Source organism: Streptomyces sp. NBC_00038 (genome assembly GCF_026343635.1).
In the GTDB taxonomy this organism is placed as follows: Bacteria; Actinomycetota; Actinomycetes; order Streptomycetales; family Streptomycetaceae; genus Streptomyces.
This window is the reverse complement of record NZ_JAPELQ010000002.1, coordinates 365894-378173: the sequence shown is the minus strand read 5'-3', so window position 1 is coordinate 378173 and position 12280 is coordinate 365894. Positions and strand designations below refer to the sequence as shown.

Below are 12280 nucleotides of genomic sequence, written 5' to 3'. Positions count from 1 at the left end.
AGGGTGACGGTTTAGCGTATGTGGTCGATTCGCCAACGGTTGAAGGGAAGCTCGAAAGGAGCTGACCCGGCCTGGACGAGTACGAGGTCCGCCGCTGTGTCGCCTGGTATCGCCACATCGCCCCGGCCATGCTTGCTCAGGCCTTTCTCGCTCACGCTGACCCGGGCCGTCAGGACTCGTCTCCGGCGGGCAGGATCCGACCCTTGGCGTCGCCGAGAGCGGGCAGGATCCGGCCGGTGACCTCGCCAAGTCCGATGCGCCCGCCTCCCGGGCCGGGTGCGGTACCGCTGACAGTCACCTCGTCACCGTCCCGCAGGAAAGCGCGGGTTGATCCGTCCGGCAGGACCAGCGGGTTGGCGCCTGCGGCCGTGAGTTCGATGAGGGATCCGTACTCGTCGGCATGGGGTCCGCTGACGGTGCCCGAGGCGTAGAGGTCACCGGTGCGGGTGGAGGCCCCGTTCACCGTCATGTGGGCCAGCATCTGGGCGCCGGTCCAGTACATCGAGGCGAACGGGGGCGAGGAGATGAGGTGGCCGTTGAGGTGGACGTCCAGGTTCAGGTCAAGGCCCTGCTTGCCGGTGTCGGCGAGATAGGGGAGCGGTTCGGGATCTCGCGCGGGCGGGGTGGTCCAGGCTGCGTCCAGCGCGTCCAGGGGAACGATCCACGGCGAGACGGACGTCGCGAACGACTTGCCCAGAAACGGTCCGAGAGGAACGTACTCCCACGCCTGCAGGTCACGCGCGGACCAGTCGTTGACGAGGCAGACCCCGAAGACCCGTTCGCGGAAGTCGGCCACGGACACCGGCTCTCCTTGCGGTGAGCCGGTGCCGACGACGAATCCCACCTCGGCCTCGATGTCCAGGCGCCGGGTCGGGCCGAATTCCGGCGAGACCGCCTCGGGGCTCTTGCGCTGTCCTCGGGGGCGCACGACCGGGGTGCCCGACACGACGACCGTGCCGGACCGGCCGTGGTAACCGATGGGCAGATGCTTCCAGTTGGGGGTGAGCGGGTCGCCGTCGGGACGGAAGAGGCGTCCCAGGTTCGTCGCGTGGTGCTCGCTCGCGTAGAAGTCGACGTAATCGGCCACCTCGAAGGGCAGACGCAGCCGTATGTCGTCGAGACGGTGCAGATGCGGGGCGGTGTCCCGCTGGTTCCGGCTGTCGGTCAGCAACTCGGTCACCCGCTCCCGGACCTGCGTCCAACGCGCCCGGCCCTGCGCCATGAAGGCGTTCAGCGACGGCCGCGCGAAAACCTGATCGTCAAGCGCGGCCGCCAGATCCAGCACCTGCTCGCCGACCCGGACTCCGACACGGGGTGCGCCGCCGGATGGTGAGAACACTCCGTAGGGCAGATTGTCGATCCCGAACAAGTCATCGGGCGGCAGGTCGAGCCAGGTCATGAGGTCACTTCCGCTGCTGGGTGGGGGCAGTTGGACGGGATGCGGCCCGCTTGTAGACAGCAGGCCAGGGCCGGTGCTCCCGGCCTCAGAAGTTGCCGCGCTTGGCCTGCTCGCGCTCGATCGCCTCGAACAGGGCCTGGAAGTTGCCCTTGCCGAACCCGAGCGAGCCGTGCCGCTCGATGAGTTCGAAGAACACGGTCGGGCGGTCGCCGAGCGGCTTGGTGAAGATCTGCAGCAGATAGCCGTCCTCGTCCCGGTCGACGAGGATGCCCCGCCGCTGCAACTCCTCAACGGGCACCCGCACTTGGCCGATCCGGGCACGCAACTCCGGGTCCTCGTAGTACGAATCGGGAGTCGCCAGGAACTCCACACCCTCGGCGCGCAGGGCGTCGACCGAGGCGATGATGTCGTTGGTGGCCAGCGCCAAATGCTGCGCACCGGGGCCCTGGTAGAACTCCAGGAACTCGTCGATCTGCGACTTCTTCTTCGCCACCGCCGGCTCGTTCAGCGGGAACTTCACCCGGTGGTTGCCGTTGGCCACCACCTTGCTCATGAGCGCCGAGTACTCGGTGGCGATGTCGTCCCCGATGAACTCGGCCATGTTCGTGAAGCCCATGACCCGGTTGTAGAAGTCCACCCACTCGTCCATCCTGCCGAGCTCGACATTGCCCACCACATGGTCCAGAGCCTGGAAGATGCGCCGCGGTGCGCCGGGCCGCTTCACGTACGAGGACGTGCGGGCCACATATCCGGGCAGGTAGGGCCCGTTGTAGCGGGAGCGGTCGATCAGCGTGTGCCGGGTCTTGCCGTACGCGGCGATCGCCGCCCGGCGGACGGTACCGTGCTCGTCGCCGACATCGTGCGGCTCCTCCACGACCGTGGCGCCCTGCGCCCGCGCATGGGCGACGCACCGGTCGACGTCCGGCACCTCCAGCGCGATGTCGATCACTCCGTCGCCGTGCTCGCGATGGGCGTCGGCGAGCGGACTGCTCGGATCCACCGCACCCTTGAAGACGAAGCGGATCGCGCCGCTGCGCAGGACGTACGCCTGGTGGTCGCGGTTGCCCGTCTCCGGCCCGGAGTAGGCGATCAACTGCATGCCGAACGCCGACTGGTAGAAGTGCGCGGTCTGCGTGGCGTTGCCCACCACCCACTCCACCGCGTCCCAGCCGGTCACCGGAAACGGGTCGCTCGACGGGTCGTAGTCCACCAGGCCGACCAGCTGCTGCAGCTGCGTCAGGTCGAGCTCGGCCAGGCGCTCCTGGCTGGTGAGGGTCTGCTCGATGCTCATGACGGAGTTCTCCTTGCGTTGATCAGGTCGATGGCGCGAGCCGCCTGGAGGGCGTGAAGCGGGCCGGAACGCACCGCCGTCGCAGCACGTGGCCAGGAACAGCACAGACGCTCAACGCGGCCTGTGCAAGAGGTCCAGTGAAATCTGAGCAGACTGTCCAATCTGTTCAGCAGGACCCCGAGTTCGTTGCACAATTTGTACGGCGATTTCTCCGGCTCCTCTCCCGACAGCGGTCAGTCCGTGTAGAACAGCCTGGCGGGGGAGTCGACCAGGATCCGGTGGCGGTCGGCCGCGTCGGGAGCCCAGTCGGCCAGCAGGTTGAGCAGTTCGCCGGTATCCCGCTGACCGTCTGTCAGATGCGGCCAGTCCGATCCCCACACGAGGCGGTCGGGCCGAGCCGCCACGAGCGCCCGGCCCAGGGGCTCGACGGTGGACAGCGGCTTGTCCTTCGCGATGCGGTACGCCCCGGAGAGCTTGATGTGGCAGCTGCCCCCGTCGAGAACCCGCACCAGACGGTCGAAGTCCGCCCGCGTCAGCCCGTCCGACTCCTTCATGTATCCCATGTGGTCGATGACGAAGGTGTCCTCGAGGTCACCGAAGAACGGCAGCAGATCCCGTACGACGGTCCCCGGTGTGTAGAACTGCAGATGCCAGCCGCGCGGACGGGCACGGTCCGCCATCCTGCGGACGTACGCGATGATGTCGGCGGTCGGCTGGGACGCCCGGGCGAACAAGTCGAGGCGGATCGCCCGCACACCCAGCTCGTGGTACTCGTCCAGCTCCTTGTCGGGGGTGTCCTCCTCGATGCGTACGACGCCACGGCAGCGCGGGCCGACCTTCCTCAGGACGTCGACCAGCAGGCTGTTGTCGGTGCCGTAGTACGTGGGCTGCACCAGGACCATGCGCTCGATGCCGAGCCATTCGGTCATCCGCAGATACTGCTGGAGAGTGCCGTCGGGGAACCCGTACAGCGGGTTCGACACCGGAGTGAAACCGGGCTCGAAGACGTGGAAGTGGGTGTCGCAACTGCCCGGGGGCACCTCGAAGCGCGGCTTGGTGTTGCTCTCCGCGGCGCGCATGGGGGTCGGCTGGGGAAGATCCGTGGTCATCATCCGTCCTATCTCGGCGCAACTACGCATCCGGGTGGGGCTACGGGCGGCAGGTGGAGAGCGCCTGCTGGGCGCGTGCCTGCGCGCCCTCGAAGAGAAACGCGCTGTCGGTTCCGGTGATGCGCAGCGAGCACACCCCCAGCGGGACGAGCGTGTCGAGGATCGCCGGGTCGCCGATGCCGCCGAGGACCATAAGCTTTCCGTGCTTGCGGCAGGCGTCCGCCACCCTTTCGACGGCGTCGCGGACACGCGGATCGCCGAACTCACCGGGCACACCGAGTTCCGCGGTGAAGTCGTTCGCGCCGAGGGACAGCATGTCCACGCCGTCCAGAGCGGCGATCTCGTCCGCGTTCGCGATGCCGGCGGGTGTCTCCAGGAGGATCTGCACGATCGTGGCGTCGTCCAGGGCGGGGTTGAGCTCCTGTGCGGGGGTGGGGCGCATCCCGAGCTGGGGGACCATGTTGGTCTGGGAACGCTGGCCGCGTGGGGCGAAGCGGCAGGCGCGGGCGACGTCCCGCGCCTCCTCCACCGTTTCGATGCGCGGCGCGATGATCCCGTGGGCGCCGCCGTCCAGGATCCGGCCGATCATCCCGTACTCGCGCTCGGGAATGCGCACCAGCGCCGTCAGCCCGAGGCTGTCCGCTGCCGCGCACAAGTGGGCGGCGACATCGGTCGACATGCTGGAGTGTTCGAGGTCGACGAGGATGCTGTGGTGCCCGGTGGAGCGGGCGATGTGGACGACGTCCATGGTGCGGCTGGTGCGGACGGTGAGCATCAGGGTGGGTTCGCCGGCGTGCAGACGCTCCAGGAACCCGCCGGAGAAGGGATGTTGGGTCATGGCGGAGTCGCTTTCGGGTCAGGCCGCCGCGGAGACGGAGCCGTAGGCGGGGTAGGGCTCGTCGTCGAGGCCGGGGACGGTGACGGCGAGTGGGTCGTTGCCGTGCTCGATGAGCTGCTGGGCCGCGTAATCGGTGACGGCACCGGACAGCAGTTGGCGGGGGTCCTCCATGACCAGGCGCAGCCGGGTGACGAGCGTGAACCAGTCCTTGGGCGAGCGGATCCGGGGCTGTTCGGTGATGACCTCGTCGGCCCGGGTGACCGTCCGCTCGCCCAGGAATCCGGGGCGGTCGTCGCCCGGGGAGAAGGCCGGATACCCCTCGAACATCGCCCCGCCGAGCTCGACCGTGACCCTGGTGCCCGCCCACAACTGCCGCAGCACCGGCTCCAGTTCCTCGACCTCGCTGAGGTCTCCTCCGACGGGCGTGGCGAATCCCCGTGCGTGCGGAGCGATGTAGAGGCGGTCCAGCGGCAAGGTGTGCCGCGAGGCGGCCAGTACGGTGCCGGCGACACCGTTCGTACGCCAGGTCACCCCGGCGGTGGGGCGCCCTATCTGCCCGACGACGACCACCATGGCGCGGGCCCAGTCGATGTTCTGGGCGTCGCACCAGGCGATGAGCCGGTGCGCGTTGTCCATCCCGACGAGGAAGAACGTGGCGACCATGATCCGGTTGAAGGACACCGGAAGGTCCGGATGACCGTCCTCCAGGTACTCCTCGCGCAGCGTCCGGTGGTTGAGGAGGGAGGTGTCGGCCAGCGCGCGCAGGAGATACCGCTCGGTCACGGCGCAGGCGTAGTCGACCATCGTCGCGATGGCCTCCTCCCGGCCCCGGTGGGAGACGGCCGCGATCCGGTCACGCCACAGGGCCGTGCTGTTGGCCGCACGGGAACGTTGCACCTGGTGCAGCAGGTTCTCGGCATCGGCCCGCCACACGCCGCCCGGGTCGTGGCGGTACAGCTCGACGAGCGAGGCCAGTGCCGTACCCAGATGGGAGACGGCGGCCAGTTCCTTGAAGCCGCGATTGCTCAGCCGGTAGGGCAGCACCGTCAGCGGCCGCCCGTCGCCCGGATAGAGCGCCATGTCGGCCCCGGTCACCACCAGAAGGGGGTCGCGGGCATGAGCCCGGGCGGCCGAGATGCGCAGATGCGCGCCGATGGAGCCCGGCCCGGCGGTGTACGCGGTGAACAGGTCGATGAGCTCGGGACTTTCGTGCTCGGACACGTGGATCTCTCTTTCACAAGGCAGGGGTCGGTACGGCGACCACGCGTGGCCGTACGGAGCGAGGGGTTCAGCCCAGGAAGCGGTAGACGCGGCTCTCGGCGGCGAACCGCAGGTCGGCGCTGAGCGCGTTGGTCTGCACGATCAGCGGGCCCGCCGCGCTCTCCAGGACGGCGAGATCGGTGCCGCCCGTCGTCGGGAACTCGTCGACGACGTCGAGCCGGCCCTCGTCCCACCGGTAGACCTGCGACATCAGCGCGGCCGTGGGATGAGCCGGAGTGCCCTCGATGAAGTTGACCCGGATCACGTAGAGCCCGCGGTCGGTGGTCACGACGGCGAGTTCACGCGCGCCCGCCCCGACGAGCTTCTGGTGCTCGACGAACCGGTCGGCCGTGGCGTCCCAGCGCAGCACCCGCGAACCGTCGTCGATGCAGGCGATCATCAGGTACGTACCGCCGCCGTCCGGGTCGTCGAACGTGGCGAAGGCCCGGCCCGCTGCCGTGGCCAGCTCCTGGTGCGGGACGAACCGTCCCCCGTGCCACCGGTACAGGACGCTGGGCCCGGCATGGTCGGCATGGGCGAGCCACTCGTGCCCGCCCACTGTGAACGCGTGCCAGTTGTACGCCCATTGGGAGGGGATGTCCTGGAAGTGGGCGAAGCGTGTGCCGTCCCAGGAGTAGATGACGGAGGGCCGGTTCTGTTCGCCGAGTCCGGGGAGGGCCACTCCCTGGGCGAGCGCGAGGAAGTGCCGGCCGTCGACGGTGAAGTGCCGCCACTGCTTCGCTGCGAAGCCGTCGAATGCCTGGAAGGGCACGAACCGTGTGCCGTCCCATTCGAACAGTGTGGAGGGGATGGTGTATTCGTAGGGGCCCGCGCCGGTACGAATACTGGCCACCGCGAGGAACGCCCGCTCCCCGATGCGGAAGAACTCGGCGTCCTCTCCGCCCGGCGCCGCAAGGGTTCCCCAGGGCTCGAACCGGTCCCCGTCCCGGCGCAGCAGCAGCACCTCGGTCTCGCTGTCGCCGCCGTTCATATGGGCGGGCGACCCGGGGATGTCGTACGCGAGTTGCGGGATCGCGAGCAGTTCCAGACCGCCGACGAGGAACGGCTCGGCGGCCCTGGCGCCCGAACCCGGAAGTGCCTGGACCAGGCTCAGATACGCGCTGTTCATGATGCCTCCTGTGGGGGAGCGGCGCCGAAGAAGAGCCGGCCCATGTCCGGGTCGGCGAGCAGGGCGCCGGCGGCGCCGGTGTGCAGGACGCGGCCGCCTTCCATGACGACGGCGTGGTCGGCGAGGGTGAGGCCGAAACGGACGTTCTGTTCGACCATCAGGACGGTCACCCCCTCCTGCTTGAGGGTGGTGATGGAGTCGGCGAGTTGCTTGCTCGCCTTGGGATCCAGGCCGAGCGTCGGCTCGTCGAGGAGTACGACGCGCGGGGTCAGCATCAGGGCGCGTGCGAACTCGACGGTGCGGCGCTGGCCTCCGGACAGCGATGCGGCCTTGTCGTCGGCACGCTCGGCGATCAGCGGGTACAGCTCGGCGATCTCCGCGTAGCGGCGTCGGTTGCGTTCGCGTTCCCTGCGGTTGACGTAGGCGCCGAGCATGACGTTTTCGCGCACCGTCAGGGACGGGAACAGCCCGTTGTGCTGGGGTACTTGGACCACCCCGCGGCGCAGGATCTGCGCGGGGGAGCGCCCGCCGATGTCCTCGTCGCCGAGCATGACCTGCCCGCCGCGCGGTCGCAGCAGCCCGCTGCACGCCTTGAGCACCGTGGACTTGCCCGCCCCGTTGGGGCCGACTATGCAGGTGATCGCGGATTCGGCGGCGCTGAAGTCGACGCCGCGCAGGATGTCTCCGGCGCGGCCGTATCCGGCCACCAGGTTCTGGAAGGTGATCATGCGGTGGCTCCCGAGGTCGCCGGGTCGTTGCCCGGGCTCGGCGTGTGGTCACCGAGGTAGGCGTCCAGCACGGCGGGGTCGTGTTCGATCCGTCCGGGTGGCCCGCTCGCGATGACGCGGCCCTGGGCGAGGACGTGGATGTGGTCGCACAGCGACAGCACCAGCGGCATGTTGTGCTCGACGACGACCACGGTCGTTCCGGCTTCGTTGAGCTTGCGGACGATGTCCGCGAGCCGGTCCACGAGGGTCGGGTTGATGCCCGCGGCCGGTTCGTCGAGCAGCAGGATCTCCGGTTCCAGCATCAGAGCCTGCGCGAGTTCGATGAGTTTCTGCTGGCCGTACGACAGTCCGCCCGCGTGGTGGTCGGCGTAGGCGTCCATGCCGACGAAGGCGAGCCACTCGCGGGCCTGTGCCGCTTCCTTGCCGCTGATCGCCGAGGTCCTCAGCCCCGCCGTGGAGAACGTGCGGCTGGGCACGGCGAGGTTCTCCAACGCGGTGAGCTGCGGGAAGACCCGGGTGGACTGGAAGGTGCGGGCCAGCCCGGAGTGCGCCCGCTGCCAGCGCGGCAGGTGGTCGATGCGCCGTTCGCCGAGATGGACGCTGCCGGCGTCGGCGGTGAGGCTTCCGTCGAGGAGGTTGAACACCGTTGTCTTGCCCGACCCGTTGGGCCCGATGAGCCCGGTGATCGAGCCCTGCTCGACGGTGAAGGAGCAGTCGTCGACCGCACGTACCCCGCCGAACGACTTGGCCAGCCCGTCCACCCGCAGCAGCGGTACGCCCGATGCGCGCTCACGGGCCGGCGCGACAGGGGGCAACCGGTCGGAGATCTCGGTCAGGCGGGTGCCGGCCGTCGCCTGCGGCTCGGTGCGGCGTCGGCGTGCCAGCCAGGCCGCACCCTCCGTGAGCACGCCCTTGGGGAAGAACAGCACGATCGCGGCGAGCAGTGCTCCGTAGATGATCATCCGCCATGAACCGGCGTCGGGCCCGCTGAGGGTCTGGTTGGTGAACTGGTTGAGCGGCTCAAGGAGGAAGGCGCCCAGAACCGGTCCCCACAGCGTGCCCACGCCGCCGAGGTGCGCGGCGAGCACGATCTGCATGGCGATGACGATGTCGAACATCGAGGCCGGCTCGAGATAGGCGATGTAGTACGCGTAGACGCCGCCGGCGACACCGATCGGGAAGGCGCTCGCCGCGAACGCGAGCATCTTGTAGCGGTCGGTGCGCAGCCCGATGCCCTCGGCCTTCGACTCGTCGTCCCGGATCGCCATCAGCCCGATGCCGAACTTGGAGCGGCGGATCGCCCACGAACCCCACACGGTCAGCGCGAGCAGGGCCAACAGGTAGTAGTAGAAAGGCCAGTTGAGATAGGCGCGGTCCCAGGTGGGCAGCGGCAGCGCGAGCCCGTGGTTGCCGTTCGTCAGTGACCCCCAGTTGGACACCAGCAGGGCGGTGAACTCCAGGAAGGCGAAGCTGACGATGACGAAGGCGATACCCCGCGTACGCCGGCCGACGAGCCCCAGTACGACGGCGGAGGCCGCTGCGACGACACCCCCGGCCGGTGCGGCCAGCAGCGGGGAGACGCCTGTGTGGATCGAGATCAGCGCGGTGGTGTAGGCGCCGACGCCGAGGAAGGCGCTCTGCCCGAGGGAGACGTAGCCGGTGTAGCCGGAGATGATGTTCCAGCCGGACGCCATGACGGCGAGCAGGAACGCCATGATCGCCATGTTCTGCAGATAGGCGTTGTCGTTGACGAGCGGCAGAACGGCGAGGGCGACGGCGGCCAGTCCGATGCCGTACGCCCGTAGTCGGCTGTTGCTCAGGCTCGCAATGCTCATGCGCGGCTCATGTCCTCTCGCAGCCGGGCGCCGAGCAGGCCCTGCGGGCGGGCCACGAGCACCAGGATGATGGCCAGATACGGGACCGCGGCGGCCCAGTCGGGGGCGATGTACGTCGAGGTCAGGGACTCGGCGAGGGCGATGACCAGCGCGCCGAGCACACTGCCGGGCAGACTCCCCATGCCGCCGAGCACGATGATCGAGAGCATCAGCCCGATCCAGTGGTCGGCCGAGCTCGGCATGAACGGGTACAGGACGCTCAGCAGCGTGCCGCCCGCGCCGGCCGCCGCCACCCCGAGGGCGTAAGCGGCCGCCCAGACGGAACGCACCTCGATGCCGATGAGCCGGGCGCCCTCCGAACTGGACGCCGTGGCCTGGATGGACCGGCCGAGCCAGGTGTGGCGCAGCAGCAGATACAGGCCGGTGAGGACCACCGCGGCGACGAGGCAGGCGTACACCTGGGCCTGCGGGAAGCGCAGCCCGAGCACCGTGAAGGAGCGGTTCGCGTAGCCGGGGGTGACCGACTGCGGTTCATTGCCCCAGACCAGGGCGATGACACCCTTGGTGACGAGGGTGAGTCCGAAGGTCGTCACCAGCGCCATCGAGGGATCGGTGGTCCGCGAACGCTCGATGAAGACGTAGTACGTTGCCCAGCCGACGACCAGCAGGCACGGCGTCGTGATGAACACCAGGAGCAGCGGGTCGATGCCGGTGGCGTTCCACAGCGTGTACGTCAGATACGCGCTGAGGATGAGCATGCCGCCCTGGGCGAGGTTGACGACCTTCATCACGCCGAAGATGAGGTTCATCCCGGACGCGACCAGGGCGTACACGCCGCCGACCAGGAGCCCCAGGATCACGGTCTGCAGAAGTTGGCTCACGACGACCACCCGGGCTTGGGGTTGACCGCCTTGTCGACGGTCTTCTGGGCGGCCGGGGCGACGAACTCGAACTTCCCGCTCTGCCACTGCGCGAGCAGCATGTCGCCGTCCGGGACCCCGCGCGCGTCCCACTTCAGCGGGCCCACGACGGTCTGCACGGTGTGCGAGTGCAGCCAGTCCGCGAGCTTGTCCTGGTCGAGGCTGCCCACGCCCTTCACGGCGGCCTCCAGCACCTGGCCCGCCGTGTACGCGTTGGCGGCGTCGTCGCCCGGCGCCGATCCGTAGGCCTCCGTGTACGCCTTCACGAACTCGGCGTTGCCCTTGTAGTCGGCGTTCGGACTCCAGGCGGCCGAGGTGAAGATGCCTTCGGTGTTCTTCGCGCCGATCGCCTCGGGGTAGGAGGCGATGAGGCTCGGGGCGTTGGTCTGGAACATCATCTTCGGGCTGAACTGCTGCTTCTGCAGCGCCTTGACGAGGCCCGCGCCGTCGTTGGCGGCGACCGCGCCGTGGATGACCAGGTCGGGTTCGGCGCGGGCCACGGCGCTGGCGATCGGGTCGAAGTTGACGGTGTCCGGGGCGTACTTCTCGCTGTAGACCGTCTTCACGCCGAGCGCGGTGAGTTCCTTGCGGAACTCGTTGATGGTGACGTCGGTGTTGGGGTCGTCCTGCGTGGGATAGGCGGCGGTCTTCGGCCGCTGGTCGGCCGGCAGCGACTTGATGTACTGGACGAACTGCTCCGGGAGGTCCAGCGAGGTGCTGGGCTGGGCGAAGAACAGGTAGTCGTAACCGCGGCTGAATATCTCCTCCGCGCCGCCGGAGGGCTCGACGTAGAGCATCTTGTTGCGCTCGGCCACGGCCGAGGCGGGCAGGTTGAGCCTGGACGAGAAGGTGCCGAGCAGCAGGTCGGAGCGCTCCTGGCTGATGAGGCGGTTGTAGTTGGTGACGACGGTGTTCTGGTCGAAGCCGTCGTCGAGCACTTTCAGCTCGACCTCGCGGCCCAGCAGCCCGCCGTTCTTGTTCAGCTGGTCGAGCCACACCTTGTAGCCCTCGTAGGCGGGCTTGGAGGCGTCGGCGACAGGGCCCGAGAGTGGCAGCGAGGCACCGATCTTGATTGCTCCGCTGCTGCTCGAACCCGACCCCGAGCCGCACGCTGTGGCGACCAGCAGCACCGCCGCCGTCGCACTGAGCAGAGCCGTGTGTCGTCCGCTTCGGCCGAATCCTGGCATGAGATTCACCTCAAGTTGGTGATCGTGATGGCGGTTCGTAGGGACAGCCCCTCCGACCGGTGCCGTGCCGGGTGGCTCGGACCGGGGTGGAAGGCGGCGACCGGAAGTGGTGACGGCTCGTCAAATGTGGTTCCGGAGGCGACCGTTGGCGCTTGTCCCTTGCGCGTGGAACGTCTCCCGGACGTGTGGGCACGCCCGGTGGTGAGTGGTACCGGCCGGGGCGCCCGCAGGCATCCTTGCCGTTGATGTGCAATGTATACATTGCACATCAAGGCTCGACAAGGGATCGGACAAGGCTTGCGGCAAAAAGGTTCTACTCGCGGGTAGGGCTATGGCTCGGCTGTGCGGGCCGCCTGGTGTGGGCGCCGCGCCGGGGTGGATGAGGGTCTGGCGCGGCGGCGGGCCTTCATCCCTGGGTTGATGAGATCGGCCGCTGCGCCGCCGTCGGCCGGCACTCCGGTCGGGAGCCGGCGGCGGCAGAAGGATCCGAGCATGCGGACGGCCGACCGGGCGGGCCGGAATCGCGGATGGCCGTCGGGCGGCCCGGAACCGCGGACGTCCGCCCGGGCCGGCCGGAACCGCGG

General features: G+C 68.9%; 10 protein-coding genes. All 10 read right to left on the bottom strand.

Annotation, left to right across the window (positions count from 1 at the left end):
* Positions 1 to 169: 169 nt before the first annotated feature.
* Positions 170 to 1399 carry a fumarylacetoacetase gene (gene fahA, locus OG219_RS44820; protein ID WP_266837002.1) on the bottom strand — a complete coding sequence of 410 codons (1230 nt, stop codon included), beginning with the start codon at positions 1397 to 1399 and terminating at the stop codon, positions 170 to 172.
* Positions 1400 to 1484: 85 nt separating this feature from the next.
* A complete protein-coding gene (hppD, locus tag OG219_RS44815; protein WP_266837000.1) occupies positions 1485 to 2690 on the bottom strand; it encodes a 4-hydroxyphenylpyruvate dioxygenase in 1206 nt (401 codons plus the stop codon).
* Between the two features lie 233 nt (positions 2691 to 2923).
* On the bottom strand, positions 2924 to 3799 hold the full coding sequence (locus OG219_RS44810; RefSeq protein WP_266836998.1) for an amidohydrolase family protein: 876 nt from the start codon (positions 3797 to 3799) through the stop codon (positions 2924 to 2926).
* A gap of 40 nt (positions 3800 to 3839) precedes the next feature.
* A complete protein-coding gene (locus OG219_RS44805; protein ID WP_266836996.1) occupies positions 3840 to 4637 on the bottom strand; it encodes an HpcH/HpaI aldolase/citrate lyase family protein in 798 nt (265 codons plus the stop codon).
* An 18-nt stretch (positions 4638 to 4655) separates the two neighbouring features.
* Positions 4656 to 5858: a DUF5624 domain-containing protein gene (locus OG219_RS44800; RefSeq protein WP_266836994.1), complete on the bottom strand. Its 1203-nt coding sequence runs from the start codon at positions 5856 to 5858 to the stop codon at positions 4656 to 4658.
* 67 nt (positions 5859 to 5925) lie between these two features.
* Complete coding sequence (locus tag OG219_RS44795; RefSeq protein WP_266836992.1) at positions 5926 to 7026, bottom strand: hypothetical protein; 1101 nt, start codon at positions 7024 to 7026, stop codon at positions 5926 to 5928.
* Positions 7023 to 7754, bottom strand: coding sequence for an ABC transporter ATP-binding protein (locus tag OG219_RS44790; protein WP_266836990.1), 732 nt, complete (start codon positions 7752 to 7754; stop codon positions 7023 to 7025). Before OG219_RS44790 ends, OG219_RS44795 begins: the two co-directional genes overlap by 4 nt.
* Complete coding sequence (locus tag OG219_RS44785) at positions 7751 to 9589, bottom strand: ATP-binding cassette domain-containing protein (protein WP_266836988.1); 1839 nt, start codon at positions 9587 to 9589, stop codon at positions 7751 to 7753. The genes OG219_RS44790 and OG219_RS44785 overlap by 4 nt, the downstream gene beginning before the upstream one ends.
* Positions 9586 to 10470, bottom strand: a complete 885-nt coding sequence (locus OG219_RS44780; protein ID WP_266836986.1) for a branched-chain amino acid ABC transporter permease — start codon at positions 10468 to 10470, stop codon at positions 9586 to 9588. Before OG219_RS44780 ends, OG219_RS44785 begins: the two co-directional genes overlap by 4 nt.
* Complete coding sequence (locus tag OG219_RS44775) at positions 10467 to 11696, bottom strand: amino acid ABC transporter substrate-binding protein (protein WP_266836984.1); 1230 nt, start codon at positions 11694 to 11696, stop codon at positions 10467 to 10469. The genes OG219_RS44780 and OG219_RS44775 overlap by 4 nt, the downstream gene beginning before the upstream one ends.
* Positions 11697 to 12280: the final 584 nt, after the last annotated feature.